Below are 19,938 nucleotides of genomic sequence, written 5' to 3'. Positions count from 1 at the left end.
GGCATGGCTGAGAAATACCCGCTCGTCGAGCAGCGGGAGTACGGGCGTCCGGAGAAACGCGGCGGCATCCTGAGGAAGCGCGCGATGCGGGACGACGACGAACTGCCCCGGCTCGCCGCGCACCAGGTGCGGGTCTTCCGGGTCGGTGACGAGTACGTCGAGGACCAGGGGCAGCTCAGCGCCGACGACCCGGTGGTGGTCGAGGCCAGCTCGGTCACCGTCGTGGACCGGCGGGTCGAGGTGCCCGTGCTGGTGGAGACCCGGATCCCGTCGGCCGAGGCGGGCGAGTTCACGGTACGGGCGTGGTTCTACTGCACGGTGACCGACCCGTGTGCCGTGGTGCGCGACGGGGTCACCGACGTGGAGGCGCTGCTGCTCGCCCATCTGCGCGAGGTGCCCGGGCTCACCGAGGACGGCGGCGATCTGCTGTTCGTCGACTCCGCCGCCGTGCGCGCCCGGATCGACGCCCGGCTGACCGCCTACCACGAGATGCGCCCGGCCACCGTGTCCGGTCTGCGGACCCGGCACGGCCTGATCGAGGTTCTCACGCCGGCGGAGATGTCCGCGATCGTCGAGGAGATGGCGCGGGACCGCCGGGAGCGGGAGCGCGACCGGCACCGCGAGGAGCTGGAGCAGCAGGCGGCCCTGGACCGGGCCCTGCGCGAGGCCGAACTGGAGCTGAAGCGCGAGGAGATCCGCAACCTGAAGGCGGTGCGCATGGAGCGCAACCGGCAGGAGGAGGAGCTGGACAAGGAGCGCAACCGGCAGGAGTTCGACACCCTGCGCACCCGGTACGAGCGCGTGAGCGGCGCGGAACAGCAGGAGCACGACCTCACGCTGGAGGGGCAGCGCAACCGGTTCACCCGCGCAGAACTCGGGCAGGACTTCGAGCTGATCGGCTCCGACCCGCTCGCCGCCGCCTTCCTGGCCTGGCGCAGCGGCGACATCAGCGCCGATGAGGTCTTCAAGCGGTTGCACGCGGCCGAGGGGGACCGGTACACACGCCAGGACGACCGTCTCCGCTTCGAGCGCGAGGAGGAGCTGCGGCGGCGCACCCTGGACCGCGAGGACCTTCGCTGGGAGGTCGAGCGCGACGACCAGCGCAAGGAGCTGCTCCGCAGGGAGCAGCGCGACGAGGCGGCCGCCGACCGTGCGGAGGAGGCCCGTCGCTGGGACCTGGACCACGAGGACCGGCTGCGCCGGCGTCAGGAGGAACGCGCCGACACCGAGCGGTTGCAGCGGGACGAGCGCGAGTGGGCGAAGGAGCAGCTGGCGGCGCGCGCCGACCTCACCCGGCAGGCCATCGACCGGGGGCTCTTCGACAGCACGGCCTACGACGCGGGCGCCTTCATCAACAGCGTCGGTGACGTGCCGTACAACCAGCGGCAGCGGGAGGCACCCGCGACCGATGTGAAGGGCGAGCTGCGCCGGGGCCCGCGGCAGTCCCCTGAGGGTGAGGCGGCCGTGCCCGAGGGCGACGACGACGGCTTCGACCCCGCCAACCAGGAGGCACACCTTGGCAACTGACACCCCGCTCCATGTCACCGCCGACGCCTCCGCCGGCGCCTCCGTGAACGCCTCCGCGAACGTCCCCGTCGACGACGAGCGGGGCTCCGCCCGCCCGGCACCGCTCACGCCCGGTCCGGCGGCCCGGCTGCGCCGGCTGATCGGCGTCGAGGAGTCGCTCCTCGCCTGGGTCCCGGAGGAACGCACCCGCTACACCTGGTACGGCGCGCTCGTCGTGAACACGGCCCTGCTGGGCGCGCTGTCCATGACCCTGGCGCTCGCCAGCTTCCGCTCCGACCTGCCCCTGCCGGCGGTCCTGGGCGTGGCGGTGGTCTGGTTCTGGGTGATCCTCGCCCTGGACAGCTGGCTGGTCTCCAGCACCCACGGCACGACGGTCAGGAAATGGACGCTGCTGGTTCGCTTCCTTCTCTCGGTGCTCCTCGGCCTGTTCATCGCGGAGCCGATCCTCTTCCAGATCTTCGACAAGGAGATCCGCCAGGAGATATCCGTGGGCAACGAGCAGAAGGTGGCCGAGTACCGGGGCATGCTCGTCTCCTGCAACCCCACGGACGGCGCGTCCACCACCGACCGCCCCGCATGCGGCCGCTTCCAGCTGAAGGTGGCGGGCTCGCCGGCCGAGCTGGCCCGGCAGATCCGGAGCAACACCGCCCGCGCCGCGGTGCTGCGGACCCAGGTGGACGCGATCAACAAGACGCTCGGCGACAAGATGGCCACCGAGCAGCGGCTGTGCGGCAAGGAGAACTGGATCTGGCGGAACGGTGTCCGGGACGTCACCATCACCTGCGAACGAGCCCGCCGGGCCACCTCGGACTACCGCGCGAACAGCAAGATCACGACATATGAGAAGCAGCTCGCCGACCTCACCACCAAGTCCCAGGCGCTGGCCGCCCGCAAGGACAAGTCGGCCGGCGACTACCAGCCCCTGCTGCAGCGGGCCATCGACACCAAGACCCGGCAACGGGCCGCCGCCCTGGACACCGACGGCATCCTCACCCGGGCCCACGGCCTGAAGGAGGTCGCCCGGTCGGACGGCTTCGCCCTCTTCCTGACGGTCGTGCTGCATCTGCTCCTGCTGTGCCTGGACGCCATGCCCGTCCTGGCCAAGGTGCTCAGCGGCGCCACCACCTACGACACCCTCCTCGGCGCCCGCTGCACGGCGAGCCGCCGGCTGTACGCCGAGGAACTCCAGGTGCAGCAGGCCTGCGCGCGGCTGGAGCACGAGGTGCGGCGCCACCGGATGGAACAGGACACCACCGACCGCATGCGCCGCCTGGAGCACGAGTACCACCGGGCCGAGGCGGAGCGTGCGGCGCGCGAGCGGACCGAACTGGAGGCGAGGATGGACCGGATCCTGCGGGCCCGGCGGGCGTAGCCCGGTCCGCGTGCCGGGGCGCCGGGCGGGGGACGCCCCCGGCCGGCGCCGTCCGGCAGCGCAGCCGACTCGACGACGCCGCTGCCCTTTTCTTTACGTTTCCCTGACGCCCGTAACGGATCCACCGGCACCCGCCCCGGTGTCCTCCCCGATGTCCCCAAGGGACGGAACTCGCATCGGAGAGGGGAGTGCCGTGGAAGGCACCGTCGTCGTAGTGGTGGTCGTGGTCCTGCTTCTGCTGCTCGTACTCAAGAGCGGGATGCGGGTCGTCAACCAGGTGGAGCGCGGGGTGGTGTTCCGGCTGGGGAAGGCGCTGCCGAGTTGCCGGCAGCCCGGCATCACCTTCCTCATCCCGTTCGCCGACCGGATGCGCAAGGTGAACGTGCAGGTCGCGACCATGCCGGTGCCCACCCAGGAGGGCATCACCCGGGACAACGTGTCGGTGAAGGTCGACGCCGTCGTCTACTTCCGGGTGACCGACCCGGTGCGCGCGGCCATCGAGGTGCAGGACTACGTCTTCGCCGTCGGGCAGGTCGCCCAGTCCTCCCTGCGGTCCATCATCGGAAAGAGCGATCTGGACGACCTGCTGAGCGACCGGGAACGGCTGCACGAGGGACTCGCGTTGATGATCGACAGCCCGGCCGCCGGCTGGGGAATCCACATCGACCGGGTCGAGATCAAGGACGTCCAGCTCCCGGAGTCGCTGAAGCGGTCCATGTCACGGCAGGCCGAGGCCGAGCGGGAGCGGCGGGCCAGGGTCATCACCGCGGACGGTGAGTTCCAGGCCGCGCAGCAGCTCGCCAACGCCTCGCGGATCATGTCGGACACGCCCGAGGCCATGCAGCTGCGGCTCCTGCAGACCGTCGTCGAGGTGGCCGCCGAGAAGAACTCCACCCTGGTGATGCCGTTCCCCGTCGAACTGCTGCGGTACTTCGACCGGGCCACCCAGAAGATCGACGCCGAGATCAGGACCGAGTCCGTTCCGGCGCAGGCGCAGGAGAAGGCCGCACCGGAGTCCGTCGAGCAGCCGTGACCAGTGCCAGGGTCACGCACACCGAGCCCGCCGCCATCGCCGACACGGCCACGGCGGGTGAGGTGAACTGGGCCACCGTCCCGGCCAGTGCGGCACTCAAGCCCTGCAGGCTCAGCGTGCCGGCGGAGTGCAACCCCAGCGCCTGTCCGGCGAGTTCACCGGGGGTCAGCTCCATCAGCCGCTCCTGCTGGACGAGGCTCGCGCCGAAGCCGGCCGAGGCGACCGTCACGCACACCGCCGCCGCGGGCAGCGGCGGGTGCGCGCAGAACACCAGGTACGGCGTCGCCAGCAGAAGCAGCAGCGGGGTGGCCAGCCGGCGGCGCACCGCGGGCCGCAGCAGCCGGCCGACCGTCACGTCCCCGGCGAACATGCCGAGCGCCCCGCAGGCGAACAGGGTGCCGGCCGCGTGCGGGGCGTACGACACGAAGAGGGACTCGCAGCCGACGACCAGGCCGTTGGGCAGCCACAGGCCCAGGTAGGTGAGGCGGCGCGGCCGGGACGACCACAGCAGGGCGTTGGTGCGCCAGGTCGCCGACGGGGAGGGGCGGCCCGTGGCCCGGGGCGGGCGGGCACTCAGGCCGAGCCGCAGGACGAGCGCGGCCGTCAGATACAGGGCCGCCGCCAGCAGCAGGCAGAGGCGCGGGGAGAGCGTGGCCAGCAGGGCGCCGCCGGTGGCGTAACCGGTGATCTGCGTCAGGCCGCTCATCATGTTGAACAGCGCACGGCCGGGCAGGTAGCCGTCCTTGCTGAGCAGTTCGTTCAGCAGGCCCCAGCGGATCCCGCCGCCGAGTGAGGCGACGAGGCCCAGCAGCAGTACGACGGTGAAGAGCGCGCCGGTCGGCAGGCCGGGCAGCGCCTGGACCGCCGTACCGGCCGCGAAGGCCAGCGAGATGGCGGCGAGGGTCGTGCGCGGGGGCAGGCGGTCGGCACCGGAGAGCAGGAACGTCGCGCCCAGCACCTGGGCCAGCGAGGGGCCGAACATGCTCACCGCCGACAGCAGCGGGGAGCCGGTCGCCCGGTAGACGAGCGTGGCGAGGGCGAGTCCGCCGACGGTACTGGCCGCGTTCTGGGCGGCGGCGCCGAGGAACAGCGGTGTGAACTCCGGGGTGCGGAACAGGGATCGGTAGCTGGGCATATCCCGGAGTCTGGGATGGGCCGTATCAGGCTCGTTATTGTTTCGCCGTCACGCGAAAGGTCGCACGAGGCGTACGAGGAGAGGTCTGTGGGGTGGTGGCAGCTCAACGCGGACACCCTGGCCCGCAGCCGGTTCGTCCTCTCCCCCGTCGCCGAGACCTTCGCGAGCCTGAAGCTGCTGCACACCGGGCAGGGGGCGCATCCCGGTGAGCACGCGTGGCTGGGCACCCACCTGCCCGCCTACCGGGCCCGGCTCGCGACCGACCCGGTGACGGCCCGGCTGGTGCGGGCGGCGCTGGGCAGGGAGTGGATCGCCGACTTCCTCACCCCCGCGCCCCGCGACGGCGAAAGCTTCCCGGACGGGATCGCCCGGGTCCGCGCCACCCGCCCCGCGGATGCCCGCGCGCACCTGCGCCTCTCCCTCGCCGGACCGCTGCCCGCCGTACTGGACCGGGACGAGCTGCCGGAGCGGGCGGCCGCGCTGCTGGAGTGGGTGTGGGAGGAGACCGTACGGCCGTACTGGGAGCGGCGCCGGCGGGTGCTGGAGGCGGACGTGGTCGCGCGGACCGCGCAGGTGAGCCAGGGCGGCTGGGTGAGCGTGCTGGACTCCCTGCGGCCGGGCGGGACGCGGTGGCTCGGTGAGAACCGGTTCCAGGTCAACCCGCACGAGTATCCGCCGCGCGAGATCTCCGGCGCCGAGCTGGTGTTCGTGCCGGTGACCGCGCAGCGGACGGGGTGGGTGTCCTGGGAGGGGCGGGAGCGGTACGCCGTGGTCTATCCCTGCACCGGCGTACTGGCCGGGGACGGCGGCCGTGCGGTGCCGGCGGCTCTGGACGCCCTGCTCGGGACGGCCCGCGCCGGGGTGCTCGTGCTCCTCGGCTCCCCCTTGAGCACCAGCCAGCTGACGGCCGTGACCGGGCAGGGGCTGGGCTCGGTCGGGCGGCATCTGAAGGTGCTGCGGGAGGCGGGGCTGGTGGAACGGCGGCGGGCCGGGCGATCGGTGCTGTACGTGCGGACGGCCGCCGGTGACGTCCTGGTCGAGGCCGGACAGGACCGCTCACGGCGCCGGGAGCCGGGGTGAGGAACGGCAGGGGCCCGTCGGCTCGGGCCCGGTGGCGTCCAGTCGGCATGCGCAGGATGGTGCGGCCGGTCGCGCGGGAGGGAGCCGGCCGGAGGGCGGTGTTGCGCACGGCGACGGCCCAGGGGGTGACGGCTGGTGGCGGCATTGCGACGACCCGCGCCCGTCGGGCCACCTTCCCCAGCGGGAGGAGGGGTTCGTCGCCCGGCCCGGCTAGCATCCGGGCATGACGACTACTGACCACAACGTGCTGGATGTCGAGATCGGAGCCCTCACCGGCGGCTCCGCGAACCTGCCGCAGTACGCGGGCAAGGCCGTGCTCATCGTGAACGTGGCCTCCAAGTGCGGCCTGACCCCGCAGTACACGGGCCTCGAGAAGCTCCAGGAGCGGTACGCCGAGCAGGGCTTCACCGTGCTGGGCGTGCCCTGCAACCAGTTCCTCGGACAGGAGCCCGGCAGCGCCGAGGAGATCGCCGAGTTCTGCTCGGCGACCTACGGCGTGACCTTCCCGCTGACCGAGAAGGTGGAGGTGAACGGCGAGGGCCGGCACCCGCTGTACGAGCGGCTCGTCGGCTTCGCCGACGCCGAGGGCCACACCGGGGACATCCGCTGGAACTTCGAGAAGTTCCTGATCGGCCGGGACGGGAAGGTCGTCGCGCGCTTCTCGCCGCAGACCGAGCCCGAGTCGGCCGAGGTCGTCGCGGCCATCGAGGGCCAGCTCGGCTGAGCATCGCTTGACCTTGTCCTTGGGGCAAGGACGAACGTCCTCCTCACCGGGCGGAGAGGAACCGCCCGGTGACGGAGGATGGCATCGTGACCGAGGAGCTGCTCACCATCGGCGCGTTCGCCGCGCGGGCCCGGCTGTCGGCCAAGGCCCTGCGGCTGTACGACCGGCTCGGCCTGCTGGCACCGGCCCATGTCGACGTGCCCAGCGGCTACCGCTACTACCGCGCCGACCAGGTCGAACGCGCCCGCCTGGTGGCCTTGCTGCGGCAGCTGGACATGCCGCTCGCCCGGATCGCCGAGGTGGTCGGGGCCGAGGGCACCGACGCCGCCGACCGGCTCGCCGCCTACTGGGCGGACGTGGAGAACCGGGTGGCCGGGCAGCGGACCCTCGCCGAGTACCTCCGTGGACGGCTGTCGGGGAGGAACTCCGAGATGTACGAGAAGTTCGTGATCGAGACCGTGGACGTACCGGCGCGGGTGGTGATCACCGAGTCGCGGCACACGCTGGCGGACGAGCTGCCGACCTGGATCGGCGCGTCACTGGGGCGGCTGGAGGCGGCTGCCCGGGAGTGCGGGGGCGTCACGGGCGCACCGTTCGTCGTCTACCACTCCGAGGTGTCGATGGAGAGCGACGGACCGGCCGAGTCCTGTGTGCCGGTGGCCGACGAGGCGGCGGCCCGGACGTGGGCCGAGCGGCAGGGGCGGGCCTGGGAGACGAGGGTGCGGGTGGAGCCTGCGGTACGGCTGGCCTACACCCGGATCACCAAGGCCCAGGTGGCGCATCCGCAGATCCTGGCCGCCTTCGAAGCGGTGGAGCAGTGGATGGCCGGGGAGGGGCTGGAGGTGGCGGGTCCCTGCCGGGAGGTCTATTTCGCTGACTGGGACGCGGCGGGGCCCGAGGACGCCGTGTGCGATGTGGCGTTCCCGGTGAGGTGAGAGGGACGCGCTTGCCCTCGACACCGGTTGAGAGCCCCCGGAGGTGAACCGGGCCCGGAAAAGGGGTGGGCCCTCTCGGCAAGGACGGCGACTGGTCGAGAGGGCTCTCCTGGTGGTGCTTGTGCAGTTGTCGTGGCCGGACTGCGTTTTCCGGCGTGTCTAAGGACGAGGGTCAGAGAGAGCCCCTTACGCCTTCACCGAGGCGACGAAGGCGTTCCACGCATCGGCGGGAAAGGCCAGGATCGGACCCTCGGAGACCTTGGAGTCGCGGACGGCGAGTTCGGCGGTGGTGGGCGACTTGACTTCGACGCAGGCGCCGTTGCCCGCGGAATAGGAAGACTTCATCCACGTCTCCGAAGCGCCCTGAATCAGTGCCATGTCCACTCCTGTTACGAGTTGCAGTAGTGCGGTTCACGCCAACCCTGTCGTCCGATTGGCGTGATCGACGCTACCGGGCAACTGCACCCGCCGGAGCAGCCGTTCACTCGACCGGATGGCATATTCCAGGCGAGCCTTCCACTGGAGTGGACCGAGGTGTACGATTCCGCGCCCTCTGCGAAAGAAGCTCATTCGGCGTAGGCTTTGGCCCGTTCCGCAATGAACTGCCGGGATTGCTCCACATTGAGGGACTGTGCCCGCAGATGCTCGTACATCACGGCGTACTTCTGCACGTCCTGCGCCTTCTCCAGGTACAGGTCGCTGGTGACACCCTCCAGGTACACCACGCTGGAGTCGGCCGCGTCGGTGAACTCCAGGATCGCGTACTGGCCGTTGAGGCCCGGGTGCGCGCCCACCTCGAAGGGCAGCACCTGCACGGTGACGTGCGGCAGGTGGGACATCTCGATCAGATGCTCCAGCTGTTCCCGCATCACCAGCTTGCTGCCCACGACCCGGCGGAGCGCCGCCTCGTCCAGCACCACCCACAACCGGAGCGGGTTGTTCTCGGCGGTGATACGTTCCTGTCGGCGCATGCGCACCTGCACACGCTTCTCGATCTCGGCCGTCGACGTCTCCGGCAACGCGCCCTGCACCAGGGCCTCCGCATAGGCGCGGGTCTGCAACAGGCCGGTCACCAGCTGCGGTTCGTACACCCGCAGCGACTCCGCGTCGGTCTCCAGGCCGATGTACACGCTGTAGGGGATGTCCCCGAACGTGTGCCACCAGCCCTGCTGCCGCGAGTCCCGGGCCATCTCCATCAGCGAGTCGACGATCCGCTGGTCCTCGACCTCGTACACCCCGCACAGATCGCGCACATCGCGCTGGCTGATACTCCTGCGGCCGTTCTCCAGCCGGCTGATCTTCGACTGCGACACGAGCAGTCGCTCCGCCACTTCTTCGGCCGTCATGCCCTTGAGCTCACGGAGCCTGCGCAGCTCCTGGCCCAGCCGGCGCCGCCTGACGGTGGGATTGACATTGGACGCCACGGGACGTGCACCTCCGGCTGCCTGCCTGTTGCTTAACACTTTCCGTATCTGCTGTTGAGCAGACTGCCACCAAGGTTCTTTCTACCGCTGGCAAACCGTGGATATGCGGCACGGACGCGTCAGTTCGGGCACGGGCTCGAACAACCGGGGCCGCCGGGGACGCAGTCGAGCGGGGCGGCGAGATCACAGGGACCTCGCCGCCCCGCTCGAACCAGCGGCTCCCGAAACCGGGGTGGGGGCCGGGCTTACGGCTTCACGACTCAGTGGGCCACGGCGCGTGCCATGGACCCGTGGTGCGGCTGCATCGGAACCCCGCGTGCGGGTTCCACCGCGGACCTGGCTCCGGGCGCGGCCTGCCGGCCGGCCGAGGCCGGGCCACGGCGCGGCTGTGCGGCCGCACCGTTCTGCACGTCCATCACGGCGTGGGCGACGAGCCCGCCCATCGGATCGTGCCGGATCAGATCCCGCAACCGGGACCTGGACGAACGCCCCTCGTTACCGGGGTAGAGATGCTTGCCCAGTCCGACGGCGTGCGCCAGGGCGGCGAGCGCCGCGGTCCGCGGGTCCGGCGGTACGCCGGTGCGGATCGCGGAATCCAGCCGGGCTCGGATCTCCCGGCTGATCTCGTTGTCCGTCGCCTGATAGCGCGTTGTCGGCAGTACCCCGCACATCTGGCCGGCCACGGCGTGCACCATGCCGCACCGCTCCAGATGCGAGAGATACGTCTGACGGAGCCCCAGCCGGGGCCCGCCGATCCAATGGACGGCACGCACGGGAGCGCCACGCCTTCGCAGCAACTCCAACGCGCAGTCCAGAGTCGGATCTCCTGTCGGCCGTGGTACCACCACGGCGATACGATCCCCGTCTGGGGCTATCCGTCCGGCCAGCGCCAGCTCCACTAGCTGTGCTCCGGCCAGACCGAGGTCGAGCGACTGCGGCTGTGCAGTGGTACCCGTGGTCGGGTCCAGTGCCAGCAACAGAAGCTCCTCCGGAAGTGTTCTGCGGCTCCTGCCCATCCATGCCTCCCCGCGTGGATGAATGACAGGGTGACCCCTCTCACATTGGTCTGTCGAGGGTGCGTGACCGGTTCGTGAGGGAACCGGCAGGTATGTCGTTCTCGTCTACCGCAGGGGCCAAGCCCTCACACAGGACACTGGTACATGGTTCGGACAGGGCGCGCGTGTAGGCGTGCGGCGCATGGAGGAGGCATCGGTGGCGGGCGAGTCCCCCGACAGGTCGAAGCAGCGCGAGTCGTCGGCGGAACCGACGTCGGGGAGCGCGGGTTCGGTTCCCGAGGCGCGCGATCCGCGTCTCGCGGTCGCCCGCGAAAAGGATTCCTCGGGCGGCGGCACGGACACCGCGACGAAGGTTCTGTCGGTACGGGATGTGAAACGACAGAGGTCCACCGCCGACGCGGCCGAGCCGGAGAAGCCGGCCGAGTCCGCGGAGGCGACCGACGCCGAGCCCCAGAACACGCCCAAGGAGGACACCGCTCTCCGCGCAGCGGTCTCGGCATGGGTGCGCGGGGCGGACACGGACGCGGACGCGGACGCGGAGAAGCGGGAGCGGGAAGCCGACGCGCCGGCGAACACGCCTGAGACGGCTACGAACACCGGCACCGAAGCAGACGCGGCCCCGAAGGCAGGCGCGAAGACGGCCACGGAAGCGGAAGGCGACGCGACCGGGACCACCGCGAAGCCGGACGCGGCCACGACCACGAACGCCGGGCCCGACATCAAGGCCGACGCCGACGCGAAGCCCGAACCGGCCACGAAGGCCGACACGGACGCGAAGGCCGACGCGGACGCGAAGGCCGACGCGGACGCGAAGACCGACGCGGGCACGAAGACCCAGGTCGATGCCAAGGCCGACACGGACGCGAAGGCCGACACGGACGCGAAGGCCGACGCGGGCACGAAGACCGAGGTCGATGCCAAGGCCGACGCCGACGCGAAGGCCGACACGGGCACGAAGACCGAGGTCGATGCCAAGGCCGACGCGGGTGAAGGTGGAGTTCCCGGGGGCGGCGGCGAAGCGGAGGCCGAGGGAGCCGGCGACGGGCCGGAGGCCGCCGACGGCGGGCAAGCCCCGCAGGGGCCACCCGCGGCCGACGACGAGACCCGCACGGGTGGTGCGGGTGGGAACACGGACGCCGAAGGCGAAGCCGAGGCGGGGAAGCGCGGACACGGGCCGGAGGCCGCCGAGGGTGCGGCCGGGGCGGGCGCCGTTGATCAGCCGACCGCCGTCTTCAAGACCGTACGGCCGAAGAAGCCCGAGGTCGACCAGCCGACGACCATGCTCAAGCTCGGCGGCAAGCCGAAGCCCGACGTGTCCGACTCCGAGCGCACCAGCAAGTTCGTCGCCCTGAAGGACGACATGCGCCCGGCCGGCCGGACCACCGCGCCCAAGGCCGACCCGCACCCGGCCGGCAAGGCCCCCGACGCGAAGGACGACCCCCGCCCGGCCGGCAAGGCCCCCGCGGCCGACGCCACCACCCCCGTCCCGCAGATCGGCCCCGAGCGGACCACCCAGCAGCCGCTGCCGCCCAAGCCCCCGCTGGACCTGCTGGCGGAGCTGACGAACACACCGCCGCCCCCGGAGACCCCGGTCCGCACGCTCGTGCGCCGGGTCAAGATCTGGACCCCGCTGGTCCTGCTCCTGGCGATCGTCTTCGCGGTCGTGCAGGCGATGCGCCCGCTGCCGTCCCCCGCCCTCGCGCTCAGCGTCGAGGAGACGTACACCTTCGACGGCGGCAGGACGAACCTGCCCTGGCCGGGTGAGGGCCAGGGCTGGATCGACGTGGACGGCGTCGGCACGATGGACCACTTCGGCAAGCAGACGCCCGTGGCCATCGGCTCGGTCGCGAAGACCATGACCGCGTACATCATCCTCAGGGACCACCCGCTCAAGCCGGGCGAGGAAGGCCCGAAGATCGAGGTCGACGCCACGGCGGAGAAGGAGGGCGGCTACAACAAGGCCGGCGAGTCCACACTCGACACCGTCAAGGCGGGCGACCACCTCACCGAGAAGCAGGCCCTGTCGGCGGTCCTGATCCCCTCCGCCAACAACATCGCGCGGCTGCTCGCGCGCTGGGACGCGGGTTCGGACGCGGCGTTCGTGAAGAAGATGAACGCCACCGCCAGGCAACTGGGGATGACCGACACGAAGTACACCGATCCGTCGGGCCTGAAGGAGAGCACCGTCTCCACGGCCGAGGACCAGGTGAAGCTGGGCCGCGCGTTCGTGAAGGTCCCGGCCTTGGTCTCCATCTCCAGCGCGGCCAGCTGGACGGACCCCTCCGGCCGTTTCTGGCCCAACTACAACGAGCTGCCCTACCGCATCGGCGCGATCGGCATCAAGACCGGCAGTACCACCGCGGCCGGCGGCAACCTGCTCTTCGCCTCCCGCAAGCAGGTCGACGGGCGGACGGTGACCGTCGTCGGCGCGATCCTCGGCCAGCACAAGCCGAAGATCCTCGCCACGGTCAACGCGGTCAGCAAAACGGCACTGCTCGCCGCCCAGGACGCGCTGACCTCTTCGAAGATCCTGAAGAAGGGGGATGTGGTCGGCTACGTGGACGACCGGCTCGGCGGCCACACCCCGATCGTGATCACCAAGGACGTCTCCGCTGTCGGCTGGTCGGGCATGAAGGTGAAGCTGTCCTTCGCCTCGGGCACCGTGCCGCACACCGCGAAGGCAGGCACCAAGGTCGGCACGCTCACCGTGGGTGACGGCACGGCTCGTTCGGTGAAGGTTCCGGTGGCCCTGCAGAAGGATCTGGCCGAGCCCGGTTTCGGCGCCAAGCTGACCCGGCTGGGCTGACCGCGCCACCACCGCCCCGCCCGCGCACCCCGTCGACGGAGCCCCACCCGGGAGCCCCGCGGCGGGGTGCGTGCTAGCGTCACGAATCGGGGCAGGTCGCCGGTCAGGGGGACGCGGCCGCGAACTGGATGGGAAGCGGCCGGGAACACCGAGGGACGCGGCCGAGTACAGAAGACGGGACACGGGGAGTGCCTCAGGTGGCCACAGCGGAGCCGACACGCGCCGACGACGCCGATCCGGGCTCGGGATCGGGAGCGGGCCCGCGAATACGCCCGTCCACGACTGGCACGGACGGCAAGGACGGCAAGGACGGCAAGGACGGTACGCACGGTCGGGACGACGACCGAGCGGACGGACACCCGATCGGCAAACTCGCGCGTCTCCTCGCCGCCCTGGAACCTCTCCGGCAGCGGTTCCTGCTGCACCCCGTGCTGTCCTTCATCGCGCTCGCGGGCGTACTGCACATCATCTGGTTCTTCACGTTCGCGAACAGTGGCGGCGATCTCGCGGCGCAGGACGCCTGGGCGGAGTTCGTCGGCCGGCACCCCGACTCGGCGTACAACCTCGCCTGGTACGGGGGCATGCACCCGGTGTCGTACAGCGTGGTGTCGCCGTACCTGATGTCGGTCCTCGGCGTCCGTACGACGATGATGATCGCCGGGACGGTGTCGGCGGGCCTGCTGACGCTGGTCCTGATCCGCAGCCGGGTGGTGAAGAACCCGCTGTGGGCCTCGCTCGCCGGCGTCTTCGCGTTCCTGTGCAACGCGATATCCGGGCGGGTGACCTTCGGGCTCGGCACGATGTTCGCGCTCGGCGCGGTCGCGGCCGTCTTCTGCTGGCCGTACCGGTGGCGGTACAAACGCTGGGCGAAAGCCCTGGCCGCCGCCCCGCTGGCCGCGCTCGCCACCATGGCCTCACCGGTCGCGGGGCTGTTCGTGGGCCTGGTCGCGGTCGCGCTGTTCCTGCAGAAGCGGCGGCCGGGCGCCTGGGCGCTGGGCCTCGCGCCGACGGCGGTGGTGGCCGTCTCGGCGTGGCTGTTCCCGTTCTCCGGTACCCAGCCGATGATCTTCGGCTCGGTGATAATGCCCCTGCTGTACGGCCTGCTGTGCCTGTTCCTGGTGCCGAAGGAGTGGGTGACCGTCCGGCTGACGGCCGCCGTCTACAGCCTCGGTGTGGTCCTGGTGTGGCTGATCAGCTCGCAGATCGGCTCGAACATCTCGCGGCTGCCGATGCTGTTCGCGGGTGCGACGCTGATCGCCGCGCTGCCGTACACGGTCCCGAAGTCGCGCAAGTGGTACCTGACCGTGCTGGCGTTCCTCGGCTTCGTCGGCTGGATCGGCTTCAAGTCGGTGGACGACATCATGCACACCACCCCGGCCGCGTCCTGGGCGCGGGAACTCGCCCCGCTGGTCAACGAGCTGCAGAAGGTCGGCGCCGAGAAGGGCCGCGTCGAGGTGGTCCCGGCGCGTTCGCACCGTGAGGCCTCCGCGCTCGCGCCGTACGTCAACCTGGCGCGCGGCTGGAACCGGCAGGCAGACATGGAGCGCAACCCGCTCTTCTACGACGACACGCTCAATTCGGCGAACTATCACGAGTGGCTCCAGCGCTGGGCCGTGCACTTCGTGGTGCTGCCCAAGGACAACCTGGACGGGGACGGCGGCGTGCGCGAGCGGGAGCTGCTGCAGCGCGGGATGCCGTATCTGAAGCAGATCTGGGGCGACGCCAACTGGCAGCTGTTCCAGGTGACCGATCCGGCGCCGCTCGCCGAGCCCAACGCGGTGGTGGACCGCGCCGAGCAGGGCGAGATGACCCTCGAGGTGAGCAAGGCGGGGCGGATCCTGATCCGGATCCCGTACTCGCCGTGGCTGAGCGTCGTCGACGAGCACGGCAAGAGCCTGAGCGCTCCGCAGGAGACCGAGGCGTCGAAGCACCGGGCTCCTGGGATGCCGAAGTCGTACGACAACGTCAACGGGTGTCTGACGGAGACGTCGGAGGACGCGAACGGGGACAAGTGGACGATGCTGCTCGCGCCGAAGGCCGGTACGTACCGGTTGGCCGCTCCGTATCAGCTGCCTCGCGGTACTCCCTGCCCCGACGAGCTGAGATGAGCTCTCCCACCCGCCCGCCCGAAACCGTCAGCCGCGCAGCTCGGTCACATACCTGTCCGTGCCCGGAATCGTCGGGATGAACGGCGCCACCAGCTCGACCGCGCCCAGACCCGCTTCGGCCACCTCCTCGCCCAGGCCCGTGAAGTGGTCCTCCCAGCACGCCCGCGGGTCAGCCTCCAGGAACCACAGCAGGGTCAACCGGGTGTCCACGCCCTCCACCTGCTTGACGTAGGTCATGCGGTCGCCCGGCAGCGGCGTGGGCCGGAACACGGTCACCATGGCGGCCGGGGACCCCGCCAGGCGGCGGGGCAGAGGGCGGGTGCGCAGCCACTCCAGCAACTGCGCCCGCTGCTCCACCGACTCCGCGTCGATCACCTCCAGCACCAGCCCCGGGTAGGGATGGTCGAGGGCGTGGAAGTCCCTCGGCCCCGCCGCGCCGTCCCGGTAGACCGTCGTCTCGTGGTCCTGGAAGGCCGTGAAGACGTGGGTGCGGTGGTGGTGGACGCGGGCGTCGCGGTTGAGGCGCTTGTTGATGGCGACGGTCCACCTCATGTGGTCGTCGTAGCGGCCGGCGGTGATCCAGTAGGTGGACAGGTAGCAGCCGGCGGTGACCGGCTGGGCGATCGCCGACCTCTCCGGGTAGCGCAGGAGTTGCAGATCCCGGGTCGCGACCCAGCGGCGGCCGGCGTACATCCAGGGCATGGCCATCGCGCCGGCGTAGTAGTGGTCGTCCTCGTACCAGCGGTTGTAGGCGTACTCGTGGCCGGGGTGCGGTTCCACCATGGTGATCAGGGCGTGGCCCGGCCGCACGCCGTACGGGCCCACGGCGGCCAGCTCGGCGTACAGCCCGCTGCGGGTGTCCTCGCTCATGCGGCTCCCCTTCCGTCCTCCCGCGGTGACCCATACTCTGACGCTCCGTCAGATCAAACGCCATACCCCGGGAGGCACCGATGTCCCTGCTCACCGGCAAGACGGTCGTCGTCTCGGGCGTCGGGGCCGGGCTCGGCCACCAGGTCGCCGCGGCCGTCGTAGGGGACGGCGGGAACGCGGTGCTCGGGGCGCGCACCGAGGCGAACCTGGCCAGGAGCGCGGCCGACATCGACCCGGACGGCGGGCACACGGCGTACCGGGCGACCGACATCACCGACGAGGGGCAGTGTGAGGCGCTGGCCGCGCTGGCACGGGAGCGGTTCGGCTCGGTCGACGCCGTGGTGCACGTGGCGGCCTGGGACTCCTGCTTCGGCGGGATCGAGGACGCGGACTTCGCGACCTGGCAGTCGGTCATCGACGTGAACCTGCTGGGCACCCTGCGGATGACCCGTGCGTGCCTGCCGGCACTGAAGGCGGGCGGGGGCGGGTCGGTGGTGTTCATCGGGACGCAGTCGGCCGTCGCCGCGCCGTCGCAGGTGCGGCAGGCCGCGTACGCCGCCTCGAAGGGGGCGCTCACCAGCGTGATGTACTCCCTCGCGCGGGAGCTGGGGCCGTACCGGATCCGGGTCAACACCGTGCTGCCGGGCTGGATGTGGGGGCCGCCGGTGCGGGCGTACGTACAGTTCACCGCGCAGACGGAGGCCGTGCCGGAGGACGCGGTGCTGAGGCGGCTCACGGACCGGATGGCGCTGCCCGATCTGGCGACGGACGGGGATGTGGCCAACGCGGCGGTGTTCCTCGCCTCGGACCGGGCGCGGGCGATCACGGGGCAGTCGCTGCTGGTCAATGCGGGAGAGCTGATGCGCTGAGTCAGTCGACTCCACCTGAGTGGTGTTCAGATTCATGAATACCAATCAACAAGGAGAACATCTTTGCCGTGACTTGACCTTACGGTTGCTTGTTGTGTTCACGTGGGTGGACCCACGATCGGGCTCATGAACAGTCTCGACTGGGCCGTACTCATCGGCTACTTCGGCGTGATGGTCGCGATCGGCGTCTGGTCGCACCAGCGCGTGGACAGCGTCTCCGACTTCTTCACGGCCGGCGGCAAGATGCCCTGGTGGCTTTCCGGCATCTCGCACCACATGTCGGGCTACAGCGCGGTGATGTTCACGGGGTACGCGGGGATCGCCTACACCTACGGCGTCACCTCCTTCATCACCTGGTCCTTCCCCATCGCGTTCGGCATCGCCATCGGCTCGAAACTGTTCGCGCCGCGCATCAACCGGCTGCGCTCCCGGCTCCATGTGGCCTCCCCACTGGAGTACCTGAAGAACCGCTACAACCTCCCCACGCAGCAGGCCCTCGCCTGGTCCGGCATGCTGCTGAAGATCGTGGACGTGGGCGCCAAGTGGGCGGCGATCGCCACTCTGTTGTCGGTGTTCACCGGTGTGTCCCTGAACCAGGGCATCCTCATCACCGGCGCGATCACCGCCGTCTACTGCACGATCGGCGGTCTGTGGGCGGACGCGCTGACCGAACTCGGCCAGTTCGTGATCCAGTTGCTGGCCGGCATCGCGATGTTCGTCGCGGTCGTGGTGAAACTGAGCGACCAGCACATCGGCTTCTTCGGCGCCTGGGACGAGCCCGCGCTGCACGGCCACGGTGAGCCGCTGGTCGGCCCCTACAGCACGGTGTTCCTGCTGGCGTTCCTGTTCATCAAGCTCTTCGAGTACAACGGCGGCATGCTCAACCAGGCCCAGCGCTACATGGCGACGGGCAGCGCGTACGAGGCCGAGCGCTCGGCCCGCCTGTCGGCGATCCTGTGGCTGGTCTGGCCGGTGGTCCTCTTCTTCCCCATGTGGATGTCCCCGCTCCTGGTCCACGCGCAGAAGCCGGACGGCTCCGACTCCTACGCCCTGATGACCGAACGGCTGCTGCCGCACGGCCTGTTGGGCCTCGTCGTCGTCGGCTTCTTCTCGCACACGATGGCCATGTGCTCCTCCGACGCCAACGCGATCGCGGCGGTGTTCACCCGTGACGTGGCGCCGGTGCTGTCGGCCAAGGCGCGGGCGTGGGGTGAACGCTCGGGCCTGGTCGCGGCCCGGGTCACCACGGTCGTCTTCCTCGGCCTGTCGATGGCGGTCGCGACCCAGGTCGACTCGCCCACCTTCGAGGACATCATCACGGTCGTCATCAAGTGGGTGGCCGGTCTGATGGGGCCGATCGCGATCCCGATGATGCTGGGCCTGCTGCGCCCGTTCCGCCGCTCCGGCCCGACGGCGGCCCTCACCAGCTGGGCGGTGGGCCTGCTGGCCTTCTGGCTGGTCAACTACCCCATCAACTGGAACGTCGACGGCGGAGTCCCGCTCCAGTACCAGGTCTCGGTGCCGCTCGCGGTCTCCCTGGTCCTGTACATCCTCATCGGCTTCCTGAAGCCGGAGGACACGCCGGAGCGCTTGGCCGTCATCGAGCGCGTCAACACCGACGGTGACGCTGCGCCGGCTGTGCCGGTGCCGGCCGCCGCGGGTGAGGACGTGGTGGGAGCGCCGTAGGGGTCGCCCCCGGGGATTCGGCTGCGGCTCCGTCGTGGCTGATCGCGCAGTTCCCCGCGCCCCCAGGGAGTCGCAGCGGCGCCACCGGCAAAGGCGCCGCAGCCGCGGGCGGTCCGGCAGGGTGTACGTAGCTGCGGGCGGTCGTGCCGCTGGGGCGGCACGGGCGGGCGCAGCGGCACCCCGCCGGCGGGGGCGAGCGGTCCCGTCCCCGGCCGGCACCCCGCCAACGGGTCGGCTCAGGCTCGTGGGTACCGGGCCAGCCAGCCCGGGGACGATCCGGCCGGCCCGTGCAGCGCGGGGCCCTGGGTCATCTCCATCGCGAAGTCGTCGGCGAGTTCGAGGATCGTCGGGCGGCCCTCCAGTTCGGTCAGCCAGGCCGGTGGGAGGGCCGTCTCGCCGTGCAGGGCGCCGAGGAGACCACCGGTGAGGGCGCCCGCCGCGGCCGAGGGGCCACTCTGGTTCACGGCCAGGCACAGGCCGTGCCGTACGTCCTCCCCCACCAGCGCGCAGTACACCGAAGCCGCGAGCAGCCCGTCCGCCGTACCGTCCCCGGCCAGCTCCTCCACCCGCGTCGGGCTCGGTATCCCCTGCCGCACCGCGCCCAGGGCGTGCTGGAGTGCGTCGGAGACGGGCTGGTGGCCGGGGCGGGCGGCGAGCAGGGCGAGGGCCCGCTGCACGGCGCCGTCCAGGCTGTCCCCGCGGGCCAGCGCATGCACGATCACGGCGTACGCGCCCGCCGACAGGTAGGCGAGGGGGTGCCCGTGGGTCTGGGCGGCGCACTCCAGCGCCAGCTGGACGACGAGCTGCGGCTCCCAGCCGACCAGCAGCCCGAAGGGCGCCGAGCGGGCGACGGCCTCCGGCCCCAGTTCACCGGGGTTCTTGGGCTGCTCCAGCGTGCCCATGGTCTCGTCGCCGAGCCCGATGAGCAGGGCGCGGGTCGGCTCGCGGCGGGCGTACAGCCACTCCTCGCGGGCCAGCCAGCCGTCGTCCTTGCGGCGCTCGTCCGGCCCCCAGTCCCGCTGGGTGGCCGCCCAGCGCAGATACGCCCGGTGCAGATCGGTCGGCGGATGCCAGGCACCGGTGTCGCGGCGCACCTGGGCGCGTATCAGCCCGTCCACCGTGAACAGGGTCAGCTGGGTGTGGTGGGTGACCGTGCCCCGCCGCCCGTGCCCGAAGGCGAGGTCGAGCAGCCCCTCGGGGCCGTAGGCCGCCCGGATCTCCTCCAGGGACAGGGCGTCCGCCGGGCCGCCCAGCGCGTCGCCCACGGCGGCCCCGAGCAGGGTGCCGCGCACCCGGCTGCGGAAATCCTGCTGCTCGGCACGGCCCCAGACGGCGCCGGATGTCGCACCCACC

The 19,938-nt window shown here is 71.1% G+C and carries 16 protein-coding genes; 10 read left to right on the top strand and 6 right to left on the bottom strand.

Annotation, left to right across the window (positions count from 1 at the left end; genetic code table 11):
* The first annotated feature begins 3 nt into the window (after nt 1-3).
* From ABZ079_RS33220 to ABZ079_RS33210, 3 genes are all read left to right on the top strand, one after another.
* The gene (locus tag ABZ079_RS33220; protein ID WP_356943174.1) at nt 4-1,527 is read left to right on the top strand and encodes a hypothetical protein; all 1,524 of its coding nucleotides are present in this window, start codon (nt 4-6) and stop codon (nt 1,525-1,527) included.
* Nucleotides 1,517-2,899 carry a DUF4407 domain-containing protein gene (locus ABZ079_RS33215; protein WP_356943173.1) on the top strand — a complete coding sequence of 461 codons (1,383 nt, stop codon included), beginning with the start codon at nt 1,517-1,519 and terminating at the stop codon, nt 2,897-2,899. Before ABZ079_RS33220 ends, ABZ079_RS33215 begins: the two co-directional genes overlap by 11 nt.
* Before the next feature lie 193 nt (nt 2,900-3,092).
* Nucleotides 3,093-3,932 carry a slipin family protein gene (locus ABZ079_RS33210; protein ID WP_356943172.1) on the top strand — a complete coding sequence of 280 codons (840 nt, stop codon included), beginning with the start codon at nt 3,093-3,095 and terminating at the stop codon, nt 3,930-3,932.
* Here the strand turns inward: ABZ079_RS33210 and ABZ079_RS33205 are convergent.
* Nucleotides 3,865-5,067 carry an MFS transporter gene (locus ABZ079_RS33205; RefSeq protein WP_356943171.1) on the bottom strand — a complete coding sequence of 401 codons (1,203 nt, stop codon included), beginning with the start codon at nt 5,065-5,067 and terminating at the stop codon, nt 3,865-3,867. The genes ABZ079_RS33210 and ABZ079_RS33205 overlap by 68 nt on opposite strands.
* Before the next feature lie 87 nt (nt 5,068-5,154).
* Here ABZ079_RS33205 and ABZ079_RS33200 point away from each other — a divergent pair, with 87 nt between their 5' ends.
* From ABZ079_RS33200 to ABZ079_RS33190, 3 genes are all read left to right on the top strand, one after another.
* Nucleotides 5,155-6,147, top strand: a complete 993-nt coding sequence (locus ABZ079_RS33200; protein WP_356943170.1) for a helix-turn-helix domain-containing protein — start codon at nt 5,155-5,157, stop codon at nt 6,145-6,147.
* A gap of 223 nt (nt 6,148-6,370) precedes the next feature.
* On the top strand, nt 6,371-6,871 hold the full coding sequence (locus tag ABZ079_RS33195; RefSeq protein WP_356943169.1) for a glutathione peroxidase: 501 nt from the start codon (nt 6,371-6,373) through the stop codon (nt 6,869-6,871).
* A gap of 68 nt (nt 6,872-6,939) precedes the next feature.
* The gene (locus ABZ079_RS33190) at nt 6,940-7,806 is read left to right on the top strand and encodes a MerR family transcriptional regulator (RefSeq protein ID WP_356943168.1); all 867 of its coding nucleotides are present in this window, start codon (nt 6,940-6,942) and stop codon (nt 7,804-7,806) included.
* Between the two features lie 186 nt (nt 7,807-7,992).
* Here ABZ079_RS33190 and ABZ079_RS33185 read toward each other — a convergent pair whose 3' ends face one another.
* The 3 genes from ABZ079_RS33185 to ABZ079_RS33175 form a co-directional block, all read right to left on the bottom strand.
* Nucleotides 7,993-8,184, bottom strand: a complete 192-nt coding sequence (locus ABZ079_RS33185; protein ID WP_356943167.1) for a DUF397 domain-containing protein — start codon at nt 8,182-8,184, stop codon at nt 7,993-7,995.
* Between the two features lie 188 nt (nt 8,185-8,372).
* A complete protein-coding gene (locus ABZ079_RS33180) occupies nt 8,373-9,230 on the bottom strand; it encodes a helix-turn-helix transcriptional regulator (protein ID WP_356943166.1) in 858 nt (285 codons plus the stop codon).
* A gap of 260 nt (nt 9,231-9,490) precedes the next feature.
* Nucleotides 9,491-10,246, bottom strand: a complete 756-nt coding sequence (locus ABZ079_RS33175; protein ID WP_356943165.1) for a GPP34 family phosphoprotein — start codon at nt 10,244-10,246, stop codon at nt 9,491-9,493.
* Between the two features lie 181 nt (nt 10,247-10,427).
* Between ABZ079_RS33175 and ABZ079_RS33170 the strand changes: the two genes are divergently transcribed.
* On the top strand, nt 10,428-13,052 hold the full coding sequence (locus ABZ079_RS33170) for a D-alanyl-D-alanine carboxypeptidase (protein WP_356943164.1): 2,625 nt from the start codon (nt 10,428-10,430) through the stop codon (nt 13,050-13,052).
* A gap of 197 nt (nt 13,053-13,249) precedes the next feature.
* Complete coding sequence (locus ABZ079_RS33165) at nt 13,250-15,160, top strand: MFS transporter (protein WP_356943163.1); 1,911 nt, start codon at nt 13,250-13,252, stop codon at nt 15,158-15,160.
* A 27-nt stretch (nt 15,161-15,187) separates the two neighbouring features.
* Here the strand turns inward: ABZ079_RS33165 and ABZ079_RS33160 are convergent, their stop codons facing one another.
* A complete protein-coding gene (locus ABZ079_RS33160; RefSeq protein ID WP_356943162.1) occupies nt 15,188-16,030 on the bottom strand; it encodes a hypothetical protein in 843 nt (280 codons plus the stop codon).
* A gap of 80 nt (nt 16,031-16,110) precedes the next feature.
* On the opposite strand from ABZ079_RS33160, the gene ABZ079_RS33155 reads away from it, so the two are divergent.
* Entirely contained in the window at nt 16,111-16,899 is a 789-nt protein-coding gene (locus tag ABZ079_RS33155; RefSeq protein WP_356943161.1) for an SDR family oxidoreductase, read from the top strand.
* 126 nt (nt 16,900-17,025) lie between these two features.
* Nucleotides 17,026-18,585: a sodium:solute symporter family protein gene (locus ABZ079_RS33150; RefSeq protein ID WP_356943160.1), complete on the top strand. Its 1,560-nt coding sequence runs from the start codon at nt 17,026-17,028 to the stop codon at nt 18,583-18,585.
* 236 nt (nt 18,586-18,821) lie between these two features.
* Here the strand turns inward: ABZ079_RS33150 and ABZ079_RS33145 are convergent, their stop codons facing one another.
* Entirely contained in the window at nt 18,822-19,937 is a 1,116-nt protein-coding gene (locus ABZ079_RS33145) for an ADP-ribosylglycohydrolase family protein (protein WP_356943159.1), read from the bottom strand.
* Between the last annotated feature and the right edge of the window lies 1 nt (nt 19,938).

The organism is Streptomyces sp. NPDC006314, assembly GCF_040613075.1.
Taxonomy (GTDB): Bacteria; Actinomycetota; Actinomycetes; order Streptomycetales; family Streptomycetaceae; genus Streptomyces.
Note: the sequence above shows the minus strand (reverse complement) of the source record. Positions and strands in the feature narration are given on the sequence as shown.